The following is a 24046-nucleotide window of genomic DNA, read 5'->3' as shown; positions in this document are numbered from 1 at the left end:
ATTAAATATGCAGGCGTTGAGTCTTAACAGCGGCGCGCGTTCCCTGACGTTGGGCTACTGCTTTTCCAAATGTGGCGAGTTTGCCTTCGAAGCGGCCTTTGCCGTGGCAATCGTGTCCATGACCGATGCGGATCTGCTGTTGATTGGCATTGCCTATTTTTTCCGCTACTTGCCGAGCATGGTTTTTTCGCCCTTGGGGGGGTGGCTTGCGGATAACGCCGACAAGAAACGCACACTGTTTCTGGTAGAGGCCGCCAAAGGCATCCTGGCACTTGCCTTCTTCATGGCGTTCAGCCTGTTCGCGCCAGTATTGCCCGTGTTGGTTGGCCTGGCGATGGTCATGACCGCGCTCGAGTGTTTGTATGTGCCGACGTTTCGCGCGTACTTTCCCGACCTTGTCGAAAAGGACCAGTTGGCCTCGGTCAACAGCGGAATCCAGGTGATCGAAGATGCTGCCTCGATTATCGGCCCGCTGGTTTTCTCGATGTGCGTGTTGCTGCTGTCTCGCGATGCAACGTTCCTGTTCTTTGCCATATGCCTGGTGTTGTCGGCCATTTCCATCGCAACGTTGGGGCCTGCCAGGCAAGGCGCCCGGCAGGCATTCGAAGGCCGCGCCATCATCCGCGATGCGGCGCGCAGTGTTGGCCAGCTCAGGGCCAGCAATGCGCCGTTGTTTGCTGTCATCGGCTGCACCACGCTCTGTGCGATGTTCGCGACGTCGGTGATTCGCTTCATTCTTCCGGCTTCGGTGCTGGAGCACTTTGCCTCTGAAGCGGCGGTCGGTTACGTGTTCTCGCTGTTGGCGGCAGGCACCGTGTTGGGTGGCGTGCTCTACACACGCTTCAACCCGCGTACAACTGCGCGCCTGGTGCTGCGTTACTGGGTGCTGTACGGCGCACTGTTCTTTGCGGCTGCAGTGGCGCTGCAATTCAACAGCTGGCTGTTTCTGCTGGTGCTGTTTCTGGTCGGCTTCATTGGTGCATTCGTCGATATCGCCATCGTCACCAACATCCAATGCTTGTCGAGCGAGCATGAAGTTGGCCGCAACTTTTCCCTCTATTACTTCACGGCCGTCATTGGGGACGCCGTTTCAGGGTTGGTTGCCAGCCTGGTCTTCGTGCTTGCGGGCCCGGCAACGTTCATCTGGATGACGCTCATGCTGTTCATCGCGCCCGTGCGCTGGAACCTCAAAGGAACTGCCCATGACACCGACCATCCTCTATAGCGCGGGGCTGCCCATGGCTGCATGGGAGGGCATGCAGGCGAGCGTTTTCAATTCGTCAGCCAACCTCGCGCTCGCTTCCGTTTTGCTATTGAAGCCTGAAGATGCGCTGCAACCCGCAGTGCGTGAGGCGGTGGAGCGTTGGGGCCTGCCGCTGTTTATCGCCGCGGAACATCGGCATAGCCCGCTAGAGGCAGGCGATGAGCAGCGAGTGGACATACCCTTGTCGGCACACGACAGGGCTCGGTTGATGGCTGCCGCGCTCGCTTTCGAACACCAGGCGCTGCCCCCTTTCACGCGCACGGTTGCGTCTTTCGTTGGCAAGCGCCGGCCTACCTTCGCCTGCCCTGGGCACCAAGTTGGCGCGTGTTTGCAGCAGCATCCTGCCGGGGCCCGTTTCATGAGCTTGCTGGGGCAGGGCGTGTTCCAGGTGGATGTGCCCCATGCCGCGCCCGAGCTGGGTGATGTGCTGAGCCATGAAGGCCCGGTGCTGGAGGCGGAGCAACTGGCCGCAAGGGTGTTTGGCGCCGACGAGACGTGGTTCGTGCTCAATGGCACGTCCACCGCCAACAAGGTGGTTGCCAGCGCGCTGCTGGCGGCCGGCGACCTGGTTTTGCTGGATCGCAACAGCCACAAGTCGGTGTTTCTTGGCGCCTTGGTGCAGTGCGGCGCCTTGCCGGTGTACCTGGATAATGTGCGCGATGAGCGTGGGTTGCTGGGCGGCTATCGCGTCGGTGCCCTGGATGAAGCCCATCTGCGCAGCTGGGCGGGGCAGGTCTGTGAGCGCCGGGCGCGCGAGCCCAGGCCCTTTCGCCTGGCGGTGATCCAGCAGGCAACGTGCGATGGGGTGGTGGTCGATGTGTCAGCCTTGTTGGCGCGCATCGGCCATTTGTGTGATTACGTGCTGTTCGATGGCGCCTGGGCCGGGTATGAGCCTTTCGTGCCGGCGCTGGCCGGGTTATCGCCGCTGAACGTGCAACTGACGGACGCCTCGCCTGGCATTGTCGTGACCCAGTCGGTGCACAAGCAGATGTCCGGGCTCTCGCAAACCTCACAGATTCACAAGAAGGACCGGCATATCAGCCACCTGCGCCGCTACTGCAGCTGGCCAGTGTTCAACGCCGCCTTCATGCAGCACGCCTCGACCAGCCCTTCTTATCCGCTGTTCATGTCGCTGGAAGTGAATGCGGCCATGCTCGCCGAGGGTGAAGGCGAGCGCCACTGGCGCCAGGCGTTGGCGGCTGCGCAGTGGTTGCGCGAGCAGGTGGCGCGCCGCTGTCGCTTGATCCGGCCGCTGATGCCGACCGTCTCGAATGCCTCGAGCCAATACCAGCCACAAGGTGCCTTGGCGATCGAGCCTGGCCTGCACCATGTCGACCCGTGCAAAGTCATTTTCCTCACCCGCGGGCCGCTGGATATCCCGGCCTGCCTGCTCACCCGCTACCTGCAGGACTGCGAGTTCACGCCGGAAAAAACCGACTTCTACACCTTCACCCTGCTGATGACGCCCTCCAGTGACAGCGCCGCCTTGAGCCGGCTGGTGGACGCGCTCGAAGCGTTCGAAGCGCATTGGCACACGGGTACTGCGGCGCTGCAGGTGCTGCCTTCGTTGCGTGGAGCTGCAGCTACTTACGAGGGGCTGTCCATTGCTGAGCTGGGCGAGCGCATCAATGCGCTTTATCGCACGCATCAGGTCGAGCAGCGGCAAAGCGAGATTTTCAGCGCAATCGGGGCGGCGCAGTGCGATCGCTCGCCTTACCAGGCCAACCAGCAGTTCGTGCGTGGCGAGGCCCGCTTGCGCTGTGTGAAGGAGGTGCTGGGCCAAGTGGCGGCCGAGGGGGTGATCCCGTATCCACCTGGGATCATGTGCATCGCCCCCGGCGAGCGCTGGACGGCTGCGTTGGTCGACTACCTGCAAGCCGTCGAGGCGTTGGCCGCGCAGTACTGCGAGTTCGCCCCGCATATCCAGGGTGTCCATGAAGTGCGCAATGCCGATGGCTCTGCCTCGTTGGGGGTATTCGTGCTTGACTGAACACCCTCAGCGGCCTGGCGGTGCGCGCAAGTTCATTCACGTCGACATGGACTCCTATTTCGTCGCCGTCGAGCTCCTGGATGCGCCCTGGTTGCGCGATCGGCCGGTCGCTGTGGGCGGCACGGCGCTGGAGCGGGGCGTGATCAGTACCTCCAACTACATTGCCAGGGCGTTTGGCGTCAGAAGCGGCATGGCAACCGCCACCGCGCAGCGCCTGTGCCCGGACCTGGTGCTGTTGCCTGTGCGCTTCGAGCGTTACGAGGCAGTCACTGGCAGGCTGGAGGAGATTTTCCGGCGCTTCACGCCGAGCGTGGAGTTTCTCTCGCTGGATGAGGCCACGCTGGATGTCACAGGGCAGCCGCACTGCAACGGTTCGGCAACGCACATGGCCAGCCGCATCCGGGCAACCATCGAGCGGGAGCTGCAGTTGACGGCTTCGGCGGGCATCGCACCTTTGAAGTACCTGGCGAAGATGGCCTCTGAAGTGAACAAGCCCAATGGCCAGTTCGTGGTTGCACCGGATCAGGTGCAGGCCTTTCTTGCGAACCTGGACATTCGCAAGATCCCCGGGGTGGGGCCCAAGACCTGGGCTGTGCTGCAGGCCATGGGGTGCGTCAAATGCGCTGATGTCACCGAGCAGATGATCCCTGCGCTGCTGCGCCAGCTCGGGGCGCATGGTTTCTATGTGTGGGAGCGGTGCCGCGGGCAGGAGGGTTACGAAGGCAAGGCGGGCGGTGTGCAGTCACTGGGCGTCGAGCATACCTTGCCCAGCGACTGCCATGACTTTGCGCGCTGCGCCAGCGAACTGGATGGACTGCTGGCGGCCCTGGCGCTGCGCATGGAGGCGCTTGGCGATGCGCCGCCGATTGTCAGGAACCAGGTCAAACTGAAGTTCGCCGATTTCACCATGGCCAGTGCCGAGGCGGGCGCCCTGGCATTGGAGCCGCAGGTGGTGCATGGCCTGTGCCGCATGCTTTGGAATACCAAGCGGCAGGGGCGAGCCGTGCGCCTGGTCGGTATTGCCGTCAAGATCCGCAGAAGCCTGCCGGACCCGTTGCAACTTGAGTTGGGATTGTGAGCAGCCGGGCAGGCAATGCTGCGTCGACGCATGCTTTGCGATAGGCCCCCGGTGTCACCCCGTAGGCCTGCTTGAACTGCCGGCTCAAATGGCTCTGGTCGGCAAACCCTAGCGCGAACGCCACCTCAGAGGCAGCCTGGCCCCTTTTCAACAGATCACGGGCGTGGGTGAGGCGGCGCTGTTTCAACCAGGCGTGCGGCGGCAACCCGGTGGCCTGGCGGAACACGCGGGCAAAATGGAAGGGCGACAAGTTGACCGCCGCCGCCAATGCTTCCAGCGAAGGTGGGTCGGCCAGTTGGCTTTCCAGCAGCTCGCGGGCGCGGGCCACGGCCACGGGCTCGTTGCCGGGGGCCGTGGGTTCGGGGCAATGGCCGTGGCGCTGCACCAGCGCCAGCACCGCCTGGCGCCAGGCGGTCTGTTGTTCGAGGGCGCTGGCGCCCAGCTCGGACAAGCGGTGCAGCTGGCTGAAGGCCGAGGCCAGCGCAGGGTCCTGGATCACGCTTTCGCGAAAGCGCGGCATGCCGTGGCGGCCCAGTTCCAGCTCGTCGAGCACGCCGGTGACCCGTTCATGCTCGGGGTAGAAGCCGCGGTAGCGCCAACCGGCCTCGTGGGCGGTGGCGCCGGTGTGCAGTTCGTCGGGGTTGATCAGCACCATGCTGCCGACCGGCGCCAGGTGCTCGCTGCCGCGGTGCCAGAAGCTCTGGGCGCCGGACTCGATCACGGTGAACACGTAGCCTTCATGCACATGGGGCGCGAAGCGCTGCTGGATGTAGCGCGCGTGCAGCATCTCGACATCGCCCAGGGCGGGCGCCTGCCAGAGATGGGCTTGTTCGCGCAGGGGCCTGGTCATGCCAGCCAGCTGCGCAGCAGGAAGAAGATCAACATGCTCACCAGCATGCTCAGCAACACGCTGCGGGTCAACAGCACCAGAGCGATGGCGACCAGCGCGCCGAGCAGGTAAGGGTTGAGCGGGCTCAGGTCGAGCTGGTGGCCGGGCAGGAAGATGATCGGCCCGCAGATGGCGGTGAGCATGCCGGGCACGGCGAAGCCGAGGAACTGGCGTGCATTGGAGCTCAGGCGCAGCGGCAAGCGAGGCTCGAGAAAGGCATAGCGGTTGAGGAACACCACGGCGCCCATGGCGAAAATCAGTAGCCAGGTCATGCGCGTGCTCCCGAAAACTTCTGGCAGATGAAACCGGCGGCCATGCCCAGCAGGCCGGCAGCCACCAGCGCGGTCTCCCAGTGCCAGTGGCTGAACAGCACCGAGCAGAACAGCGACACCGCCACGCACACCACGGTGGCGAGGTTGCGCACCAGCGGCGCAATCAGCGCGACGAAGGTGGCGACGATGGAAAAGTCCAGGCCCAGCTGGTCAAGGTGCGGGATGTTCTGGCCCAGCACGATGCCGGCCAGGGTGAACAGGTTCCAGGCCACGTAAAAGGTCAGGCCGACGCCGAGCGCGTACCAGCGGTTGAACTGCTGCTGGTCGTAGTGGCTGGTGAGGGCGAAAAATTCGTCGGTGAGCAGAAAGCCCAGCCCCAGCCGCCAGCGCAAAGGCTGGCTGGAAAGCACCGGGCGCATCGACAGCCCATACAGCAGGTGTTGGGAGGTCAGCAGCAGGGTGGTCAAAAGGATCGACAGCAGGTTGGCGCCGCCCTTGAGCATGCCGATGGCCACCAGCTGCGCCGCGCCGGCGAAGACGATCGCCGACAGGCCCTGGCCTTCCCAGGCGCTGAGGTTGGCTTCGATGGCCATGGAGCCGGCCAGCAGGCCCCAGGGGGCGACGGCAAGTGATAGCGGAAGGATGGCGATGGCGCCGTGAAGGAAAGCTTGGCGAGCGATGGGCGGATGGCTGGGCATGATGGCTGCGACACGGTTACTCGGTAGAGCAGCTTGCCAGAGTGCAGCGCGGCTGGCTTGAACGATCTTGCTGGTTTGCCTGCGGCAGGCGCCGCAGGCTCAGCGGTGGCTGGTCAGGCGCTGCTGGGCGGCGACGCAGCCGTTGATGTCCACGGCCTTCTGCAGCAGGGCCTGGCGATGCAGTGGGTCGAGGTCGCCGAGCAGCCGATACACCTCGGCCTGGTAATCCCGTTGCCGGCCCCACTGCATTTCCAGCCCCTGCGGCTGGCTGCGGCTGCAGGCCAGGCGGGTGGCCGGTTGCGGGTAATAGGCGGCATACAGGGTGGCCATGCTCGGCACCGCTTCGAGCGCTTCGCGGTAGGCGCTGCTGACGTTGTACGGCGGGCACCAGCTGGCGATCGCCGTTGCCGGCGGGGCAAAGCCCTGCTGCAGGCTCGCTTCGAGCAGCGGGCAGGCGGCATCCGCGATCTGCGCGGCCGGCAGGTAGGTCGTGTAGTACAGCGCCAGGCGGTACTGCGCCACGGGGTGGCCGAGTTCCACCGACTTTTCCAGCAAGGCCACCGCGGTTGGCAGGGTACGGGCCAGGGCCTGGCCCTGGCGATTGAGCTCCGGGTCGCCGCCTACGGCAGTGCGCAGGGGGCTGGCGCTGTCGTCCGGGTGGTCGGCCTGCTCCAGCAGCGGCAGGGCCTGGCGGTAGAGCAGATCGGCATGCGGGTCGATGCGCACATCGAGCGCAAGCGATGCCTGCGGCACCAGTGTGATGAGCAGCGCAGCCAGGTACGGGGGGATGGCTCGGGTGTTCATGACAATTGCAGCTGCGCCTCGGGCGTATCGGAACGACGCCGTATTCTAGCCAAGCCTGTGGCCAGACCGAAAGCTCGGCGTGCAATTGTCAGACAAGCTTGATCGGCGTGACCTTGCGCTGGGCGTGTTTTTCCTGGGCCAGGCCGAGCTTGGCGGTGATCACCTTGGCCAGCGCATTGTTGCCCAGGTCGTTCAGGTGCAGGCGGTCGATGAACAGGTCGGCGCCGAACACCGGCGAGCTGCTGAGCATGCTGTTCATGTCGTAGCACGGCACCGGGTCGGCCTGGCTCTTGATGCGGCGGAAGAAGGCCATGTGCAGCTGACTGTCGAAGGTGCCCTGCAGCAGGCGATCGAAATTGCTGGGTTGCCGGTCCAGGGCCGCGAGCATGGCGACTTCACCGGCCGGCAGGGCCTCGCGGCACCAGGGCAGCAAGGGTTGCAGGATGAAGGTGAGGGTGGCGTGGCTGTCGGCCAGCATCCGCTCCCATTGGCGCAGGGTGCGGCCGATGCTGTCGGCGGCGCGTGCCAGGCGCTTCTCTGGCGCGCACAGCGGCCAGTCTGCCAGGGGCTCCGGGCGACGCGGGGCGAGCGCCTGGGCAAGGCGCTGCAACCACGACGCTTGGCGCGCTGCGCCCTGGGCCGGCATGCCTTCGTTGAAGCTGTTCAGGTAGGCCTGGTGGGCCTTGGCGTACTGCGCAGCGTGCGGGCCGGCCAACACTTCGCCGAGGGCTTCGTGGGCCAGGCTGTTGAGCCCGCTGAGCAGCACCACGTGGCCAATTTCACCCAGGCGGTGCTGGTGGGTGAGAAACAGCAGCAGCTCCTGGCTGGCATTGAGCCCGCAGCCGGCGAGGTTCAGCCACACCTCGCCGGTCAGCATCGACAGGTGCGAGGCCACCGTGTGTTCATCGCTGCTGGCACCGATGCCCATGGCCGTGGAGCCACCCACCAGCAGGTTGATGCGCCCCGCACCGCCGCGCTCGGCGGCCGAGAAGCGCTTGCCGGCGCAATGGCTGTAGCGCAGCCCCAGCGCATCGGTGTTGATGGTGCCGGAGCGATAGCCGCGCTCGTGAACGTGCAAGGTTTGCGGGGCGCGGCGGCTGCCCAGTTGCAGGAAGCGCTGGTAATCCTGCTGCAGCGGCGAGGGCAGGCCCTGGCCGCGTGCGGCGGTATCGAGGGTGGTCATGGGCGCTTCCGTTTCACTGGCCGGTTCAGCCCGCCAGTGCCTTGAGGTTGTAGGCCAGGCCACCGGCGGCGATCAGCAGCAGGGCAACGCCCGAGGCCAGGGAAATGATGCGGTTGCTGCGTGGCGAGCTGATCTTGCCGATGGCGAAGATGTACAGGCTGAGCACGGCGAAATCGATGAACACCCACAGCAGCGACAGCACCACCATGCTCTTGCCGAACGACTCGGTGATCTGGATGAACTGCGGGAAGAAGGCGATGAAGAAGATGATGTCCTTGGGGTTGGAAATCCCCACCATGAAGCCTTGCCAGAGGCCGCCGCGGCCAGCCTTGGGCGCGGGCTCGGCGGTTTCGCTGGCGGCCGGTGCCTGCAGGCATTCGCGCAAGGTGCCCACGGCGATGTAGCCGATGAACAGGCAGCCGAGCAGGCTCATGCCGCTGAGCCAGGCCTTGTCGATGGCCGCGCTGGTGAGGATGACCCAGGCGGCGGCACCGATCAGCACCAACGACGCCCAGTTGGTGCCGACGGCGGTGAAGATGGCCTTGCGCGAGCCGGAAGCGGCGGCGGTGTTGACGATCAATGCCACCACCGGGCCCGGGGTGGCGATCAGCAGCAGGACGGTCAGTGCGTAGGTGAGGGTGAGTGCGGTATTCACGGTCAGTTCTCGATCAGTGTGTCAGGCGTGGCGTGGGCGTGGGCATGAAAGGGGCAGCGCGAGGGCTTGAGCGAGCCTGCTTCCTGCAGTTGGTATTGCTTCCATTCGAAGTTGTCGTCGTCGCCGAAGAAGCCCAGGCTGTCCGGCATGACGCCGTCGTTGTAGTGGCGCACGCGGTCGCGAATGCGCGCACGGATGCGCTGGCCGCTTTCGGTGCCGGCGTTGGCCACCTCGTCGAAGTTTTCCCGCGGGTTGATGACGAAGGTGATGTGCTTGCCCAGGTTGCGGCTTTTCATCTGCCGGTGGCCGGGGAAGTTCATGTTGATGAACAGCGGCATGCCGGCGTAGCAGAATGACCAGCCGTTGTCGTCCGGGTCGGTGGGGATCGACGGTGGCCAGGGCTGCGGGTCGCGCGCGTGCACGCCGCGCAGCACCTTCCAGGCCAGTGCCTGTTGTTCGGCAAGGGTGATGTCGCTGGGGGTTTCGAGAAACACCACCAGCGGGCTGCCGATGCGTTGCTTGACCGGTACCGGGGCGATGTGGCGCACGTAGTCGGCCAGGCCCTGGGCAATGTCGTCGGCCAGTTGCTCGGCGCGGGCGAAGAGGATGTGGCAGGTGGCGCCATTGACCGCCTTGCGCCCGAACAGGCACGGAAACTCGGGGTTGGCGAGAATGCTGCGAAAGTGTTGTAGTGTCTGGTAAGTCCAGTGATGCGTGTTCCGCTCATGTTCGGCGGTCAGCTCTAGCGCATCCAGGCGTAAGCAATTTCCATAACCCGTAAACATGATATCCCCAGGCGTTTAATTAATAGAAAGTTCCAGTCATATGCAGGCAGGTTGTTGGCTTATCTTTGTTATTTACCTGCATTTTCTGAGACGCACTTAACGTTGTAAAACGCGTGGAACTATGACCTACTATTAGTCTTACTCATGCTTCGGGGGCTTCATGTCGGAACGAATCCAGGCTTTGCACGCGCTACGCGCCTTCGAGGTCGCTTCGCGTTATGGGTCGTTCACCCGGGCGGCCGAAGAGCTGGCGCTGACCCAGGGCGCGGTCAGCCATCACATCAAGACCCTCGAAGCCATGTTCGGCTGCGACCTGTTCGAGCGCCGCGGCCCCAAGCTGAGCCTGACCGAACACGGCCGGGTGCTGTCCCAGGAGCTCAAGGTCGGCTTCAAGATCATCGAAAATGCCTGCGCGCTGCTGCGCCAAGACCGCTACGGCCTGCGCCTCAAGGCGCCTTCCACACTCACCGTGCGCTGGTTGCTGCGGGCCCTGGATGCCTTCAAGAAGGCCGACGATGCCTGCAGCGTGCAGTTGTCGAGCGTGTGGATGGACATCGACACGGTGGACTTCTATTCCGAGCCCTACGATTGCGCGATCCTGCTGGCCAACGGGCGTTTTCCGGCCGACGTCGAAAGCTTCAAGCTGTTCGATGAATGGCTGATCCCGGTGTGCCACCCCGACTACATGCCGCGCGCCCAGCCGGAGCTGGCGGACCTGCGCCACTGCGAGTTCCTGCACCCGTCCCCGGACCGCCGCGACTGGCGCCGCTGGCTGGCGCGCATGGATGCGCTGGACATCAGCATCGACCAGGGCCAGGTGTTCGACACCCTCGACCAGGGCATCTCGGCGGCCCAGCAGGGCCTGGGCATTTCCGTGGTCGACCTGGTGCTGGCCACCGCCGACCTTGGCGCCGGGCGCCTGGTCACGCCGTTCAAGCATGCCGTTTCCACCGGCGATGGCTATTACATGACCTGGCTCAAATCCAGCCCCAAGGCCCGGCAGATGCACAAGTTGCGCGACTTCCTGCTCGGCCAGGTGCCGGCGCTGGTCTACAAGGACATCGACTACCTGTACGGCTGAGGCCGCCCGCCAGGCGTCACAGGCGTGCGCTGCTGACGGTGATGTAGCCCTTGTCGAGCAGGGCGATGCGGATCACCGTTTCCTCGACGCTGGCCTTGCGCTTCTGCTTGATGCACACCCCTTCGATGGCTGCCGCGCGCATCTGCTGGGCGATGGCGCGCCCGCAGGGGTCGAAGAACGCCTCGCTGGCCAGCAGCTCGATGCGCTCGACCAGTTGGCGCGTGCGCTCATCGGTCACGCAGAAAAACAGCACCCCCGAGAGGTGCGGGTCGTCGTCCGGGTTGCTGACCTTGTGGGCCATGAGTTCACGCAGGGTCTTGCGCAGTTCGGCGGTGGTGCTGAGGTGCGGGTGCATGCGGAGCCTCCTGTCGATCGAGCGCGGGCGCCGGCTGTAGCTGGCGCCGTCCAGGAGCGATGGTGTTTTCCGCAGAGGGCGACGGCAATTAAGAAACTTCCGAGCGGTGCGTAGGAAATATCTGAAGGTGCTGAAAGGATGCTTCCAGCCCTGCCGATGCTGCACAATTGCCCGCTCCTGTGCACCCTGACCTGAGGACTCCGATGAACAGCCACTTCCAAGCCGTCGACCTGAAAAAGGCCTACCGCCTGCTCAACCACGGCCCGACCGTGCTGGTATCGGCCAGCCACCAGGGCGTGGACAACGTGATGGCCGCGGCCTGGGCCTGCGCGCTGGACTTCGACCCGCCCAAGGTCACCGTGGTGCTGGACAAGGGCACCCGCACCCGGCAGCTGGTCGAAGGCAGTGGCTGGTTCGCGCTGCAGGTGCCCACCGCGGCCCAGGCGCAGCTGACCCATCAGGTCGGTACCCGCAGCCTGCTCGACCAGCCCGACAAGCTGGCCCGCATCGGCGTCGAGCTGGCACGGGTGGAAGGGCATGCGGCGCCGCTGGTGGAAGGCTGCTCGGCGTGGCTGATGTGCCGGGTGATCGACGAGCCGCACAACCAGAGCACCTACGACCTGTTCATAGGCGAAGTGGTGGCGGCGTGGGCGGATGACCGGGTGTTCAAGGACGGCCACTGGGCCTATGAGCATGCCGACCCGCAGTGGCGCAGCCTGCACTATGTGGCCGGTGGGCATTTCTATGCGATCGGCGAGGCGGTGGTGGTCGACGCGCAGGGCTGAACCTACCGGCGCGCTGCGGGGCATCTGTGGGAGCCGGCTTGCCGGCGATGGGGCCGCGCAGCGGCCCCTCAGTGCTTCACCCCAAAACCTGCTGCTTGAACCGCAACCGCCACCCATGCAGCAGCGGCTCGGTATACCCGCTCGGCTGCTCCCGCCCTTCGAACACCAGCGCCTGCGCCGCCCGGTACGCATACGACCCGGCAAAGTCCCCGGCCATCGGCCGATAAACCGCATCGCCGGCATTCTGCTGGTCGACCACCTTGGCCATCCGCTGCAGCGTCGCCTCTACCTGATCTGCCGTCACCACCCCATGCAGCAGCCAGTTGGCGATGTGCTGGGCCGAGATGCGCAGGGTGGCGCGGTCTTCCATCAGGCCCACGTCATGGATATCGGGCACCTTGGAGCAGCCCACCCCTTGCTCCACCCAGCGCACCACGTAGCCCAGGATGCCTTGGCAGTTGTTGTCCAGCTCGGCCTGGATGTCCGCTGCACTCCAAGGCCGGTCCGGGCTGACCGGGATGCTCAGCAGGCCATGCAGCAACGCCTCGCGCTCGGCGGTCGGGTCGGCGTGCTCCAGGGCCTGCTGCACCGTCGCCACATCCACCTGGTGGTAGTGCAGCGCATGCAGGGTCGCGGCCGTGGGCGAGGGCACCCAGGCGGTGTTGGCGCCGGCCTTGGGCTGGGCGATTTTCTGCTCGAGCATGGCGGCCATCAGGTCGGGCATGGCCCACATGCCCTTGCCGATCTGCGCCTTGCCGCGCAGGCCGCAGGCCAGGCCCACCAGCACGTTGTTGCGTTCGTAGGCCTGGATCCAGGGGCTGTGCTTCATGTCGCCCTTGCGCAGCATGGCGCCGGCCTGCATGGCGCTGTGCATCTCGTCGCCGGTGCGGTCGAGGAAGCCCGTGTTGATGAACACCACCCGCGCCGAGGCACTGGCGATGCATGCCTGCAGGTTGATACTGGTGCGCCGCTCTTCGTCCATGATGCCCATCTTCAGGGTATGGCGGGGCAGGCCCAGCAAGCCTTCGACGCGGCCGAACAGCTGGTCGGCGAAGGCCACCTCGGCCGGGCCGTGCATCTTCGGCTTGACGATGTACAGGCTGCCCTGACGCGAATTGCCGCGGCGCTTGAGGTCGTGCAGGCCGATCAGGCTGGTGACCACCGCGTCGAGAATGCCTTCGGGGATTTCGTGGCCGTCACGGTCGTGGATCGCCGGGTTGGTCATCAGGTGGCCGACGTTGCGGATGAACAGCAGCGAGCGCCCCGGCAGGGTCAGTGGCTGGCCATCGCTACCCTGGTACTGGCGGTCCTCGGCCAGCGCCCGGGTGAAGGTCTTGCCGCCCTTGCTGACCTGCTCGCTGAGGTCACCCTTCATCAGGCCCAGCCAGTTGCGGTAGACGTTGACCTTGTCCTCGGCATCCACGGCCGCCACCGAGTCTTCGCAGTCGATGATGGTGGTCAGCGCGGCCTCCATGAGGATGTCCTTGACCCCGGCCAGGTCGCTTTGGCCGATCGCGCTGCTGGCGTCGATCTGGATTTCGAAGTGCAGCCGGTGGTGTTGCAGGAGGATGGCGGTGGGCTGCTTCGGCTCGCCCTGGTAACCGCGCAATTGCGCAGCGCTTTGCAGGCCGACCTGGCGGCCATCCTTGAGCGTGGCGCGCAGTGCGCCTTGCTCGATCGCATAGGCCTCGACATCGGCATGGGAAGCGCCCGCCAGCGGCGCGGCCTGGTCGAGGAACTGCCGCCCGAAGGCGATCACCTTGGCACCGCGGCGCGGGTTGTAGCCTTGACCGCGCTCGGCGCCGTCGCTGTCGGCGATCGCGTCGGTGCCGTACAGCGCGTCATACAACGAACCCCAGCGGGCGTTGGCGGCATTGAGGGCATAGCGGGCGTTGCTCAGCGGTACCACCAGCTGCGGGCCGGCCTGCTCGGCGATTTCGCGGTCGACGTTGGCGGTGCTGATTCTCACGCTTTCGGGGCTGTCGACCAGGTAGCCGATGCTGCGCAGGAAGGCCTGGTAGGCGGGCATGTCGGCGATTGGCCCGGGGTGCTGGCGATGCCAGCTGTCCAGCTCGGCTTGCAGGCGTTCGCGTTCGGCCAGCAGTTCACGGTTGCGCGGAGCGAGGTCGTGGACCAGGCTGGCGAAGCCTTGCCAGAAGGCAGTGGCGTCGATACTTGCGCCGGGCAGCACTTCGTCTTCGATGAAGCGCTGCAGAATGGGTGCGACCTTGAGTGGGTTCATGGGTGTCTCACTGTTCATGTTCATTCGAATGAGAGGGTGTCTGCGCCGGCCCTTTCGCGGGGCAAGCCCGCTCCCACAGGTACACCGCTACACCTGAAGTCAGTGGTGCATCTGTGGGAGCGGGCTTGTCCCGCGAAAGGGCCGGCACTGCCGATCACAAAGCCCCGGCTCCCACAGGTACACCGCTGCACCTGAATTCGGTGGTGCATCTGTGGGAGCGGGCTTGTCCCGCGAAAGGGCCGGCACTGCCGATCACAAAGCCCCGGCGCCCGCCTTGGCCACCTGGGCATCCTGCTCGGGCTTGACCCCGGACACGCCGATGGCGCCCACCACCTGCCCATCGATGCGCAGGGGCACGCCGCCTTCCAGGCTGGTGAGCAGCGGGGCGGTGACGAACGCGGTGCGCCCGTTGTTGACCATCTGTTCGTAATCGCGGGTTTCCTTGCGCCCGAGCGCTGCGCTGCGGGCCTTTTCCACGGCGATGTAGGCGCTGGCCGGGGCGCAGCCGTCCAGGCGCAGCAGGCCCAGCGGGTGGCCACCGTCATCGACCACGGCGATGGTCACGCTCCACGTTTGCGCCTCGGCCTCCTGGCGGGCGGCGGCGATTACCCGGGCCACCTCGTCCTGGCCGATCACGGGCTTGTTATGCATGGCGGTTCTCCTGGTTCAAGGCTGCTTCGACGATTTCGACCCAGTGCCGCACCGGCGTGCGCCCGGCACCGTCGAGGTGCGTCTGGCAGCCGATGTTGGCGGTGGCGATCACTTGCGGTTTGCCGCTTTCCAGCGCGTTCAGGCGGTTGTCGCGCAACTGCCGCGACAGCGCCGGCTGGGTCAGCGAATAGGTGCCGGCGGAGCCGCAGCACAGGTGCCCGTCCGGCACTGCGGTGAGGGTGAAGCCCAGGCGCGTCAGCAGGCTCTCCACCTGGCCGCCGAGCTTGAGGGCATGTTGCAGGGTGCACGGGCAGTGGAAGGCCAGGCGCTGCTCGGCGCACAGGCCCAGTTGCTCGACCGGCTCGTCGCGCAGCACTTCCACCAGGTCGCGTGACAGCGCGCTGACGCGTGCCGCCTTGGCGGCATAGTGCGGGTCGTTTTCCAGCAGGTGGCCATAGTCGCGCACGAAGGCGCCGCAACCGCTGGCGGTCTGCACGATGGCCTCGGCCCCGGCCTCGATCGCCGGCCACCAGGCGTCGATGTTGCGCCTTGCACGTTGCAGGCCCTGCGCCTGGGCATTGAGGTGGTAATCCACCGCGCCGCAGCAGCCCGCTTCGCGCGCAGGCTCCACGCTGATGCCCAGGCGGTCCAGCAGGCGCGCCGCTGCGGCATTGGTGTTGGGCGACAGGGCAGGTTGCACGCAGCCTTCGAGCAGCAGCACCCGGCGCGGGTGGCGCGGCGTCGGGCGTTCGCCGGGGGCAGCCACCTGGGCCGGCAGCTTGTTCTTCAGGGTGGCCGGTAGCACCGGGCGCAGGGCTTGCCCGGTGCGGGCCAGGGCCTTGAACAACGCCGGGCGCGGGACCACGGCGCGCAGGCCCTGGCGCAGCAGGCGCTGGCCGAGCGGGCGGGTCACCTGCTGCTCGACCACGGCGCGGCCGATGTCCAGCAGGTCATGGTATTTCACCCCCGACGGGCAGGTGGTTTCGCAGTTGCGGCAAGTCAGGCAGCGGTCCAGGTGCAGTTGCGTGCTGGCGCTGACCGGTGCGCCTTCGAGCACCTGCTTGATCAGGTAGATGCGCCCGCGCGGCCCGTCCAGCTCATCGCCGAGCAGCTGGTAGGTGGGGCAGGTGGCGGTGCAGAAGCCGCAGTGCACGCAGCTGCGCAGGATGCTTTCGGCCTCCTCGGCACGGGCCAGGCCCTTGGCGCTATCGCTCAGGTTGGTTTGCATGGCGGTGCCTCACAGGTCGGGGTACAAGCGGCCAGGGTTGAATACGCCCTGGGGGTCCAGTTGCTGCTTGAGCGCGCGGTGGTAGCGCATCAGTGCGGCGGGCAGGGGGGCGCTGCTGGCCTCGCCTGGGGCGTAGCCGGTGGCGTGGCCGCCGGCCTTGGCCACCTGTTCGCGGATTTGCTGCGCCGGCGCGCTCGCTTTCAGCCAGCGCTGCGCGCCGCCCCAGTCGATCAGTTGCTGGCCGGGCAGGTCCAGCTCGGCCGTGGCGATGGGCAGCGACAGCCGCCACAGTGGCGCAGGGTCATTAAAAAAGGCCAGGCGCTGTTCACGCAGGTCACTCCAGAAGCGGCTGTCGAGCACCTCGCCACCCAGGCGCTGGCGGGCCGATTGCACCGAGCCTTCGCCGCCTTCCAGGCGCAGGTAGAGGGCTTGGCCGTCGTGGCAGGCGGCGCTGATCGGCAACGGCTGCTGGCCCCATTCGGCGAGTTCGGCCAGGGCGTGGTGGCGGTCCATTTCCAGGCGCAGGCTCAGGCATTGGCGGGGGCGTGGCAGCACCTTGAGCGACACCTCGGTCAGCAGCCCGAGGCAGCCGAAGCTGCCGGCCATCAAGCGCGACACGTCGTAGCCGGCAACGTTCTTCATCACCTCGCCGCCAAAGCGCAGCAACTTGCCGTGGCCGGTGATGACCCGCGTGCCCAGCACGTAATCGCGCACCGCGCCGGCCCAGGGCCGGCGTGGCCCGGACAAACCGGCCGCAACCATGCCGCCAAGGGTCGCCTCGGGGCCCAGGTGCGGTGGCTCGCAAGGCAGCATCTGCCCGGCCTCGTGCAGGGCCGCCTCGATCTCCAGCAACGGCGTGCCGGCGCGGGCGGTGAGCACCAGTTCGGTGGGGTCGTAGCTGACGATGCCGCGGTGGCGGCGGGTATCGACCACTTCGCCGGCCACCGGGCAGCCGAGCATGGCCTTGCTGTTGCTGCCCTGGATGCGCAGTGGCGTGCCCAGGTTCAGGGCCTGGTTGACCTGTTCGAGCAGGTCCTGGCTGATGTCGCGGTCCAGGCTCATCAGAAGCGCTCCAGTTCGGGGAAGGGCAGCTGCCCGTGGTGCACGTGCAGGGCGCCGAATTCGGCGCAGCGGTGCAGGGTGGGGATGTTCTTGCCCGGGTTGAGCAGCCCTTGCGGGTCGAAGGCGGCCTTCACGGCGTGGAACAGGGTGATTTCGTCGCTGTTGAACTGGGCGCACATCTGGTTGATCTTCTCGCGCCCCACGCCGTGCTCGCCGGTGATGCTGCCGCCCACCGCCACGCACAGTTCGAGGATGCGCCCACCGATGGCTTCGGCGCGCTCCAGCTCGCCCGGCAGGTTGGCATCGAACAGGATCAGCGGGTGCATGTTGCCGTCGCCGGCATGGAACACGTTGGCCACGCGCAGGCCGTATTCCTCGGAAAGCGCGCTGATGCCCTTGAGCACCCGTGGCAGCTCGCGGCGCGGGATGGTGCCATCCATGCAGTAGTAGTCCGGCGAAATCCGCCCCACCGCCGGGAAGGCGTTCTTGCGCCCGGCCCAGAAGCGCACGCGTTCGGCTTCATCGCAGGCCAGGCGTACCTCGCGCGCGCCGGCCTGCTGCAGCACCGCCGCCACCCGCTCGCAATCGTCCTGCACGTCGGCCTCCACGCCATCGAGCTCGCACAGCAGGATGGCCGCGGCGTCCACCGGGTAGCCGGCGTGGATGAAGTCTTCGGCGGCGCGAATCGCCAGGTTGTCCATCATTTCCAGGCCGCCGGGGATGATGCCGGCGGCGATGATCTCGGCCACCGCCCGGCCAGCGTCCTCGACGCTGTCGAAGCTGGCCAGCAGCACCCGCGCCACTTGGGGCTTGGGCAGCAGTTTCACGGTCACTTCGGTGACGATGCCGAGCATGCCCTCGGAGCCGGTGAACAACGCCAGCAGGTCGAAGCCCGGGCTGTCGAGGGCGTCGCTGCCCAGGGTCAGGCGTTCGCCTTCGACGCTGAGGATCTCCACCTTGAGCAGGTTGTGCACGGTCAGGCCGTACTTCAGGCAGTGCACGCCGCCCGCGTTTTCAGCGACGTTGCCGCCGATCGAGCAGGCGATTTGGGAGGAGGGGTCGGGTGCGTAGTACAGGCCAAAGGGCGCGGCGGCCTGGGAAATCGCCAGGTTGCGCACGCCCGGCTGCACCCGGGCGAAACGGCCTTGGGGGTTGACCTCGAGAATGCGGTTGAAGCGCGCCATCACCAGCAGGATGCCTTTGGCCAGTGGCAGTGCACCACCCGACAGCCCGGTGCCGGCGCCACGGGCCACCACCGGCACGCCGCGCTGGTGGCAGAGCTTGAGCAGCATCTGCACCTGCTCCAGGCGCTCGGGCAGCACCACCAGCATTGGCACTGTGCGGTAGGCCGAGAGGCCATCGCACTCGTAGGGCTTGAGGTCTTCTGCGCGGTGCAGAATCTCAAGATCGGGCAGGGCATCACGCAGCGCCTGCAGCAAACTCGGCAGGTCCACGGCCGGCAACGCACCGTCGACGCGTTCGTCGTACAGAATGTTCATGGGCTCACTCGGTTCTTGTTGTTGTTTGCCTCTGCTCGCAGCCTGCGCCGGGGTGGGCTGCCAGGTCGAGAGGGTTGGTAACTGGTCCTACCAGTTTCTCGATATGACGCTGTTCATTCGCGGCATTGAACAGCTACATTGGGGGGCATTGCAGCAGTGGTCCTACCAGTTGGAGAGTGCTGATGGGTGCGCAAGGCAAAGCCAAGGTCGCGGACCAGGTGGCCGAACGGGTCGAACGGCTGATCGTCGAAGGCGTGCTGAAGGTGGGCCAGGCATTGCCATCGGAGCGGCGCCTGGTGGACAAACTTGGCTGCTCGCGCTCGGCGTTGCGCGAGGGCCTGCGCATCCTGCGCGGGCGCGGCATCATCGACACCGAGCAAGGGCGCGGTTCGTTCGTCGCCGACCTGACCGGGCAGCCGGGCGCCACGCCGCTGATGCACCTGTTCAGCTCGCAACCGCGCACGCTGTTCGACCTGCTCGAAGTGCGCGCCTTGCTCGAAGCCGAATCGGCGCGCCTGGCGGCATTGCGCGCCACCGATGTGGACCGGCTGCTGATCCGTCGGCGCTACGAAGACATGCTCGCGGCCCATGCCGCAGGCGAGGCGCTGGACCCACGCGAGCATGCCCGGCGCGACCACGCGTTCCACCGGGCGATCAGCGAGGCCTCGCACAACCCGGTGCTGGTGCACACCTTGCAGTCGCTCAGCGACCTGACCTTGAGCACGGTGTTCGCATCGGTGAACAACCTGTATTGCCGGCCACCGCAGAAGCGCCAGATCGATCGCCAGCATGCCCGCTTGTATCACGCGGTGATGGAGCAGTTGCCCGAGCAGGCGCAGCGCGCGGCGCGCGAGCACATCAACGGCATTCGCGACAGCCTGCGCGAGATCGAACAGGAAGAGCAGCGCCTGGTGCGGGCAACGATGCGCATGGACGGTTGGGGCTGAAGGGCCCTATCGCGGGCTACATTTGTGGGAGCCGGCTTGCCGGCGATAGGGCCCACCCAGGCACTGCATCACTTGGCCAGGTGCTGAATCATCGCCACCGTCAGATACAGCCGCGGCGCAATGCTGGCCAGTTCGATGTACTCATCATCACCATGCAACCCAGCCCCTACCACGCCCATGGTTTCCAGCACCGCTGGCTTGTCGCTGCCCGGTACATAGGCATAGCCGGCATCGGTGCCGAAGCGCATAGCGATCGGCTCGATCTTGTGGCCAACCTCGCCATACAGCTGCTGCGCCGTTTGTGCGAGCTTGGTCGAGGCCTCGTTGCGCGCCAGGGGCGGGCGGCCCTTTTCCACGGTGACCGTGGCCTGGGTATCGGCCACCAGCGGCGTCTTCACGATGCGCTGGGCATCGGCCTGCACCCGCTCGGTTTCGCTTAGATCCGAATAGCGCATGTCGGCTTCGGCCGTGGCCAGCGCCGGGATGATATTGGCCTTTTCACCCGCCTTGGCCAGGGTCCAGTTCACCGTGGTGCCTTTGCTCGCATCGCCCAGGTCCTTGAGCTGGAGAATCTGGTGGGCCAGTTCGGTCAGGGCGTTGCGGCCTTCCTCGGGCGCGGAGCCGGCGTGGGAGGCGCGGCCCTTGACCTCGAGCTTGAGGCGGTTGATGCCATTGGTGGCGACGGTGACCGCGTCCTTGTCAGGTGGCTCGTAGGAGAACACGTAGTCATGCTTGCGGGCCAACTCGGCAATGATCTGCCGGGAGCCCGCCGAGCCCATTTCCTCGTCCGGGTTGAACAGCACGGTCAGGGTGCGGTAACCCTTGAACTGTTGGTCCTGCAATAGCTTCACCGCGTGCAGGATCATCGCCACCCCGCCCTTGGCGTCGGCAACCCCGGGGCCATAGGCGCGCGGGCCGTCGACCCGGAAGGGGCGCTTGGCCACGGTGCCGGGGACGAACACCGTGTCGTAGTGCACCATCAACAGGAAGTCCTTGCTGCCCGTGCCCTTGAAGGTGCCGACGATGTTGTCGCCCACCGAAGGCGTGGCAGGGTGGGTCTGCACGTCGGCACCCAGGGCCTTGAGGCGCTTGACCAGCTCGGCGCTGACCTGGGTCAGGCCAGGCTCGGTACCGGTGCCGGTATCCACCGAGACCAGCGCCTTGAGGGTGTCCAGGTAAGCCGGCTGCTCACCTTGGGCCTGCTTGAGCAAGGCTTCGGGGGAGGCGTCGGCGGCATTTGCCTGGGTACAGGCGAGCAACAGCGCCATGGCGATGGCGTGGGGAGGGCGGAGCAATGGCATGTAGTCTTCCTTGTTTTACGTGAACGGCCGAGCCGGGTTCCTGGCTACAGCCGTGTGGGGCAATACCGTGTAGAAAATGGCGGCCCTTCGCGGGCGAGCCCGGCGCCTGCGCATGCAGCAGGCATAGGCTCGCCCGCGAGTGGGCCCTAGTGATTGGCCACCGGGTCTTCCTGGGAGAGGATGGCCTTGGCCAATTCTTCGTCGCTGGCCTGCAGGCCAGGGTGCTGCTTGCGCACTTGTTCCAGCGCCGATTCCACGTAGGCGCCACGGATGGCACCGTTGCTGGCGACGAACGCGGAAAGGTCGTCTCGGGCCGGGATGATCAGTTTGTGATCCTTGAAGGTCGAGTACAGCGAGGCGGAGACGCCCGCTGAGGTGGCGACGTCGCCTGCATCGACGCCGGCCAGGGCAACACCGGCAGGCAACAACAGCAGCAGGGCAGGGGCGAGGATTATGCGGCGCATGTCGTGTTCTCCAGTAGCGTGAAGCCCAAAGGAAAGTACCACTCAGAATGTAAGAAAGCGGGACAGTGGTGGTAGTTCCCTAGGCATCTGCTCCCGGCAATGGATCGTGGCAGCCGTAGAGCCAGCCTATCGCCCCCCAATAGCCACTCTATTAGAAGTCTGCCCAAGCTCGACTAGTCTTTCCCCTGGCCCCGCAGCAAGTGCGTGCGCCCCCGTGTCGGAACGTGACCGACCAGACCTGATAAGGGGTAGGCATGAGCCCATGTGCTCGGCTGGAAAGAACACCTGGCATAGACCGGAAATCTGGATAACCGACCCAAAGGTAACCGCAGATGTCGAACGAATCGAAATGCCCGTTCCATCAAACCGCAGGTGGCGGCACCACCAACCGTGACTGGTGGCCTGACCAGCTCAACTTGAGAATCCTCCACCAGCATTCTGCCAAGTCCAGTCCCGACCCGGACTTCGACTACGCCAAGGCCTTCAAGAGCCTCGACTTCCAGGCCCTGAAGCGCGACCTCACCGCCCTGATGACCGACTCCCAGGACTGGTGGCCGGCCGACTTCGGCCACTACGGCCCGCTGTTCATCCGCATGGCCTGGCACAGTGCCGGCACCTATCGCATCGGCGACGGCCGCGGCGGCGCCGGCTCCGGCCAGCAGCGCTTCGCCCCGCTCAACAGCTGGCCCGACAACGTCAGCCTGGACAAGGCCCGGCGCCTGCTGTGGCCGATCAAGCAGAAGTACGGCAACAAGATCTCCTGGGCCGACCTGATCGTGCTCACCGGCAACGTCGCCCTGGAATCCATGGGCTTCAAGACCTTCGGCTTCTCCGGCGGGCGCGCCGACGTGTGGGAACCGGACGAAGACGTGTACTGGGGTTCGGAAAAGGTCTGGCTGGGCGGCGACACCCGCTATGGCAAGGACCAGGGCCCGACCGAAGCCCCCGGCCAGGGCGACCTGGTGGCCGAACCTGCCAAGCACGGCGAAGAACAGAGCCGTGACCTGCAGGCCGAGCGCAACCTGGAAAACCCACTGGCCGCCGTGCAGATGGGGCTGATCTACGTGAACCCCGAAGGCCCGGAAGGCAACCCCGACCCGGTGGCCTCGGGCAAGGACATCCGCGAAACCTTCGGCCGCATGGCCATGAACGACGAAGAAACCGTGGCGCTGATCGCCGGTGGCCACGCCTTCGGCAAGACCCACGGCGCCGGCCCCGCCGATAACGTCGGCGCCGAGCCGGAAGCCGCGGGCCTGGAGCAGCAGGGCCTGGGCTGGGCCAACAAGTTCGGCACCGGCAAGGGGGGCGACACCATCACCAGCGGCCTGGAAGTGACCTGGACCTCGACCCCGACGAAATGGAGCAACGAGTACCTCAACAACCTGTTCAACTTCGAGTGGGAACTGACCAAGAGCCCGGCCGGCGCCAACCAGTGGCGGCCGAAGGAGGGCAAGGGCGCAGGCACCGTGCCGGATGCCCATGACCCGGCCAAGAAACATGCGCCGTCCATGCTCACCTCCGACCTGGCGCTGCGCTTCGACCCGATCTACGAGCCGATCGCCCGGCGCTTCAAGGACAACCCCGAGCAGCTGGCCGACGCCTTCGCCCGCGCCTGGTACAAGCTGATCCACCGCGACATGGGCCCGCTGGCGCGCTACCTGGGGCCGGAAATGCCCAACGAGGAACTGCTCTGGCAAGACCCGCTGCCCAAGGCCGACCAGCCAGCGCTGGGCGAGCAGGACATTGCCGCACTCAAGTCCAAGGTCCTGGCTTCGGGCCTTTCCGTGGGCGAGCTGGTGTCCACCGCCTGGGCCGCAGCCTCGACCTTCCGCGGTTCCGACAAGCGCGGCGGTGCCAATGGCGGGCGCCTGCGCCTGGAGCCGCAGAAAGGTTGGGCGGCCAACCAGGGCACGGACAAGGTGCTGGCGGCACTGGAGAAAATCCGCGCCGAGGGTGGCAACAAGGTGTCCCTGGCCGATTTGATCGTGCTGGCCGGTACCGCCGCCGTGGAAAAGGCCGCCAAGGAGGCCGGCTTCACTGGCAGCGTGGGCTTCCGCCCGGGCCGTGTGGATGCCTCCCAGGCGCAGACCGATGTCGAGTCGTTCGCTGTGCTGGAGCCGCTGGCCGATGGTTTCCGCAACTTCAGCAAGGCCCGCTACAGCGTCAAGGCCGAGAAGCTGCTGCTGGACAAGGCGCAGTTGCTCACCCTGACCGCACCCGAGCTGACCGCGCTGATCGGTGGCCTGCGCGTGCTGGGCGCCAACCATGGCGGCAGCAAGCACGGCGTGTTCACCGACAGGCCAGGCACCCTGAGCAACGACTTCTTCCGCAACCTGCTGGACATGGGCGTGGAGTGGAAGCCGACCTCGGCCGACAACGAAACCTTCGAAGGCCGTGACCGCAAGACCGGGCAGGTGAAGTGGACGGGCAGCCGGGTCGACCTGGTGTTTGGCTCGCATGCGCAGTTGCGGGCGTTGAGCGAGGTGTATGGCAGCAGCGATGGCCAGGACAAGTTCGTCAGGGACTTCGTGGCGGCTTGGGTGAAAGTCATGGAGTTGGACCGGTTTGATCTGAAGTAACTGTGCATCAGGGCTGCCTTGCAGCCCAATCGCCGGCAAGCCGGCTCCCACATTGACCATGGTGCGGTCCCTGTGGGAGCCGGCTTGCCGGCGATTGGGCAGCGCAGCTGCCCCGCCTTCGGTGCCATCGCGCCAATTCCAGGTCGGATAGATACAAAAGCGTCCTCGTTGGTTCTGTTGCAATGCTTCCCAGGCGGCCGGCCTGAACAGCGTGCTCACAACGACAAGGAACAC

At 66.0% G+C, this 24046-nt stretch carries 22 protein-coding genes; 7 read left to right on the top strand and 15 right to left on the bottom strand.

The window, feature by feature from the left end; genetic code table 11:
• Window positions 1–7: 7 nt before the first annotated feature.
• From B3E94_RS04170 to dinB, 3 genes are read left to right on the top strand one after another with little or no spacing between them, the layout of a single operon-like run.
• A complete protein-coding gene (locus B3E94_RS04170; protein ID WP_286912440.1) occupies window positions 8–1225 on the top strand; it encodes an MFS transporter in 1218 nt (405 codons plus the stop codon).
• The gene (locus B3E94_RS04165; protein WP_349681706.1) at window positions 1203–3254 is read left to right on the top strand and encodes an ornithine decarboxylase; all 2052 of its coding nucleotides are present in this window, start codon (window positions 1203–1205) and stop codon (window positions 3252–3254) included. Before B3E94_RS04170 ends, B3E94_RS04165 begins: the two co-directional genes overlap by 23 nt.
• Complete coding sequence (gene dinB, locus B3E94_RS04160; RefSeq protein ID WP_286912438.1) at window positions 3247–4332, top strand: DNA polymerase IV; 1086 nt, start codon at window positions 3247–3249, stop codon at window positions 4330–4332. The genes B3E94_RS04165 and dinB overlap by 8 nt, the downstream gene beginning before the upstream one ends.
• On the opposite strand, the gene B3E94_RS04155 is transcribed toward dinB, so the two are convergent.
• The 7 genes from B3E94_RS04155 to B3E94_RS04125 all read right to left on the bottom strand — a co-directional run bounded on the left by B3E94_RS04155 (window position 4280) and on the right by B3E94_RS04125 (window position 9618).
• Complete coding sequence (locus tag B3E94_RS04155) at window positions 4280–5182, bottom strand: helix-turn-helix transcriptional regulator (RefSeq protein WP_286912437.1); 903 nt, start codon at window positions 5180–5182, stop codon at window positions 4280–4282. The genes dinB and B3E94_RS04155 overlap by 53 nt on opposite strands.
• Window positions 5179–5493 carry an AzlD domain-containing protein gene (locus B3E94_RS04150; protein ID WP_176516775.1) on the bottom strand — a complete coding sequence of 105 codons (315 nt, stop codon included), beginning with the start codon at window positions 5491–5493 and terminating at the stop codon, window positions 5179–5181. Before B3E94_RS04150 ends, B3E94_RS04155 begins: the two co-directional genes overlap by 4 nt.
• Entirely contained in the window at window positions 5490–6191 is a 702-nt protein-coding gene (locus B3E94_RS04145) for an AzlC family ABC transporter permease (RefSeq protein WP_286912436.1), read from the bottom strand. The genes B3E94_RS04150 and B3E94_RS04145 overlap by 4 nt, the downstream gene beginning before the upstream one ends.
• 99 nt (window positions 6192–6290) lie before the next feature.
• Window positions 6291–6995: a sel1 repeat family protein gene (locus tag B3E94_RS04140; RefSeq protein WP_176516777.1), complete on the bottom strand. Its 705-nt coding sequence runs from the start codon at window positions 6993–6995 to the stop codon at window positions 6291–6293.
• 88 nt (window positions 6996–7083) lie between these two features.
• Window positions 7084–8178: a hypothetical protein gene (locus B3E94_RS04135; protein ID WP_176516778.1), complete on the bottom strand. Its 1095-nt coding sequence runs from the start codon at window positions 8176–8178 to the stop codon at window positions 7084–7086.
• A 25-nt stretch (window positions 8179–8203) separates the two neighbouring features.
• The gene (locus tag B3E94_RS04130; RefSeq protein WP_286912435.1) at window positions 8204–8833 is read right to left on the bottom strand and encodes a LysE family translocator; all 630 of its coding nucleotides are present in this window, start codon (window positions 8831–8833) and stop codon (window positions 8204–8206) included.
• Window positions 8834–8835: 2 nt separating this feature from the next.
• The gene (locus tag B3E94_RS04125; protein WP_236235671.1) at window positions 8836–9618 is read right to left on the bottom strand and encodes a YqcI/YcgG family protein; all 783 of its coding nucleotides are present in this window, start codon (window positions 9616–9618) and stop codon (window positions 8836–8838) included.
• Between the two features lie 160 nt (window positions 9619–9778).
• Here B3E94_RS04125 and B3E94_RS04120 point away from each other — a divergent pair, with 160 nt between their 5' ends.
• The gene (locus B3E94_RS04120; protein ID WP_286912433.1) at window positions 9779–10699 is read left to right on the top strand and encodes a LysR substrate-binding domain-containing protein; all 921 of its coding nucleotides are present in this window, start codon (window positions 9779–9781) and stop codon (window positions 10697–10699) included.
• 16 nt (window positions 10700–10715) lie between these two features.
• Here B3E94_RS04120 and B3E94_RS04115 read toward each other — a convergent pair whose 3' ends face one another.
• The gene (locus tag B3E94_RS04115; RefSeq protein ID WP_176516784.1) at window positions 10716–11054 is read right to left on the bottom strand and encodes a hypothetical protein; all 339 of its coding nucleotides are present in this window, start codon (window positions 11052–11054) and stop codon (window positions 10716–10718) included.
• A gap of 203 nt (window positions 11055–11257) precedes the next feature.
• On the opposite strand from B3E94_RS04115, the gene B3E94_RS04110 reads away from it, so the two are divergent.
• Window positions 11258–11839 carry a flavin reductase family protein gene (locus B3E94_RS04110; protein ID WP_236235672.1) on the top strand — a complete coding sequence of 194 codons (582 nt, stop codon included), beginning with the start codon at window positions 11258–11260 and terminating at the stop codon, window positions 11837–11839.
• Between the two features lie 76 nt (window positions 11840–11915).
• Here B3E94_RS04110 and B3E94_RS04105 read toward each other — a convergent pair whose 3' ends face one another.
• The 5 genes from B3E94_RS04105 to glcD form a co-directional block, all read right to left on the bottom strand.
• The gene (locus B3E94_RS04105; protein ID WP_409521181.1) at window positions 11916–14099 is read right to left on the bottom strand and encodes a malate synthase G; all 2184 of its coding nucleotides are present in this window, start codon (window positions 14097–14099) and stop codon (window positions 11916–11918) included.
• 234 nt (window positions 14100–14333) lie between these two features.
• Window positions 14334–14732, bottom strand: coding sequence for a heme-binding protein (locus B3E94_RS04100; RefSeq protein WP_176514996.1), 399 nt, complete (start codon window positions 14730–14732; stop codon window positions 14334–14336).
• Window positions 14725–15960 carry a glycolate oxidase subunit GlcF gene (gene glcF, locus B3E94_RS04095; RefSeq protein WP_286912428.1) on the bottom strand — a complete coding sequence of 412 codons (1236 nt, stop codon included), beginning with the start codon at window positions 15958–15960 and terminating at the stop codon, window positions 14725–14727. Before glcF ends, B3E94_RS04100 begins: the two co-directional genes overlap by 8 nt.
• 9 nt (window positions 15961–15969) lie before the next feature.
• Window positions 15970–17022 carry a glycolate oxidase subunit GlcE gene (gene glcE / locus B3E94_RS04090; protein WP_286912426.1) on the bottom strand — a complete coding sequence of 351 codons (1053 nt, stop codon included), beginning with the start codon at window positions 17020–17022 and terminating at the stop codon, window positions 15970–15972.
• Window positions 17022–18521, bottom strand: a complete 1500-nt coding sequence (gene glcD / locus B3E94_RS04085; protein ID WP_286912425.1) for a glycolate oxidase subunit GlcD — start codon at window positions 18519–18521, stop codon at window positions 17022–17024. The genes glcE and glcD overlap by 1 nt, the downstream gene beginning before the upstream one ends.
• A gap of 182 nt (window positions 18522–18703) precedes the next feature.
• Between glcD and glcC the strand changes: the two genes are divergently transcribed.
• Window positions 18704–19468, top strand: a complete 765-nt coding sequence (glcC, locus tag B3E94_RS04080) for a transcriptional regulator GlcC (RefSeq protein ID WP_176514987.1) — start codon at window positions 18704–18706, stop codon at window positions 19466–19468.
• Between the two features lie 68 nt (window positions 19469–19536).
• Here glcC and B3E94_RS04075 read toward each other — a convergent pair whose 3' ends face one another.
• Complete coding sequence (locus B3E94_RS04075; RefSeq protein ID WP_286912424.1) at window positions 19537–20769, bottom strand: M20/M25/M40 family metallo-hydrolase; 1233 nt, start codon at window positions 20767–20769, stop codon at window positions 19537–19539.
• A gap of 146 nt (window positions 20770–20915) precedes the next feature.
• The gene (locus B3E94_RS04070; RefSeq protein WP_176514983.1) at window positions 20916–21233 is read right to left on the bottom strand and encodes a DUF2388 domain-containing protein; all 318 of its coding nucleotides are present in this window, start codon (window positions 21231–21233) and stop codon (window positions 20916–20918) included.
• A gap of 332 nt (window positions 21234–21565) precedes the next feature.
• Between B3E94_RS04070 and katG the strand changes: the two genes are divergently transcribed.
• Window positions 21566–23812, top strand: coding sequence for a catalase/peroxidase HPI (katG, locus tag B3E94_RS04065; protein WP_286912423.1), 2247 nt, complete (start codon window positions 21566–21568; stop codon window positions 23810–23812).
• The last annotated feature ends 234 nt before the right edge of the window (window positions 23813–24046 follow it).

It is taken from the genome of Pseudomonas sp. UBA6315, assembly GCF_002438125.1.
GTDB classification, from domain to species: Bacteria; Pseudomonadota; Gammaproteobacteria; order Pseudomonadales; family Pseudomonadaceae; genus Aquipseudomonas; species Aquipseudomonas faucium.
Note: the sequence above shows the minus strand (reverse complement) of the source record. Positions and strands in the feature narration are given on the sequence as shown.

Coding starts and splice junctions, on each gene's coding strand:
- katG (WP_286912423.1), top strand. CDS start 21,566: ATGTCGAACGAATCGAAATGCCCGTTCCATCAAACCGCAGGTGGCGGC.
- B3E94_RS04145 (WP_286912436.1), bottom strand. CDS start 6,191: ATGCCCAGCCATCCGCCCATCGCTCGCCAAGCTTTCCTTCACGGCGCC.
- B3E94_RS04100 (WP_176514996.1), bottom strand. CDS start 14,732: ATGCATAACAAGCCCGTGATCGGCCAGGACGAGGTGGCCCGGGTAATC.
- B3E94_RS04170 (WP_286912440.1), top strand. CDS start 8: ATGCAGGCGTTGAGTCTTAACAGCGGCGCGCGTTCCCTGACGTTGGGC.
- B3E94_RS04070 (WP_176514983.1), bottom strand. CDS start 21,233: ATGCGCCGCATAATCCTCGCCCCTGCCCTGCTGCTGTTGTTGCCTGCC.
- B3E94_RS04155 (WP_286912437.1), bottom strand. CDS start 5,182: ATGACCAGGCCCCTGCGCGAACAAGCCCATCTCTGGCAGGCGCCCGCC.
- B3E94_RS04105 (WP_409521181.1), bottom strand. CDS start 14,099: ATGAACAGTGAGACACCCATGAACCCACTCAAGGTCGCACCCATTCTG.
- glcF (WP_286912428.1), bottom strand. CDS start 15,960: ATGCAAACCAACCTGAGCGATAGCGCCAAGGGCCTGGCCCGTGCCGAG.
- B3E94_RS04165 (WP_349681706.1), top strand. CDS start 1,203: ATGACACCGACCATCCTCTATAGCGCGGGGCTGCCCATGGCTGCATGG.
- B3E94_RS04135 (WP_176516778.1), bottom strand. CDS start 8,178: ATGACCACCCTCGATACCGCCGCACGCGGCCAGGGCCTGCCCTCGCCG.
- B3E94_RS04110 (WP_236235672.1), top strand. CDS start 11,258: ATGAACAGCCACTTCCAAGCCGTCGACCTGAAAAAGGCCTACCGCCTG.
- B3E94_RS04125 (WP_236235671.1), bottom strand. CDS start 9,618: ATGTTTACGGGTTATGGAAATTGCTTACGCCTGGATGCGCTAGAGCTG.
- B3E94_RS04150 (WP_176516775.1), bottom strand. CDS start 5,493: ATGACCTGGCTACTGATTTTCGCCATGGGCGCCGTGGTGTTCCTCAAC.
- glcE (WP_286912426.1), bottom strand. CDS start 17,022: ATGAGCCTGGACCGCGACATCAGCCAGGACCTGCTCGAACAGGTCAAC.
- B3E94_RS04115 (WP_176516784.1), bottom strand. CDS start 11,054: ATGCACCCGCACCTCAGCACCACCGCCGAACTGCGCAAGACCCTGCGT.
- glcC (WP_176514987.1), top strand. CDS start 18,704: ATGGGTGCGCAAGGCAAAGCCAAGGTCGCGGACCAGGTGGCCGAACGG.
- glcD (WP_286912425.1), bottom strand. CDS start 18,521: ATGAACATTCTGTACGACGAACGCGTCGACGGTGCGTTGCCGGCCGTG.
- B3E94_RS04140 (WP_176516777.1), bottom strand. CDS start 6,995: ATGAACACCCGAGCCATCCCCCCGTACCTGGCTGCGCTGCTCATCACA.
- B3E94_RS04075 (WP_286912424.1), bottom strand. CDS start 20,769: ATGCCATTGCTCCGCCCTCCCCACGCCATCGCCATGGCGCTGTTGCTC.
- B3E94_RS04120 (WP_286912433.1), top strand. CDS start 9,779: ATGTCGGAACGAATCCAGGCTTTGCACGCGCTACGCGCCTTCGAGGTC.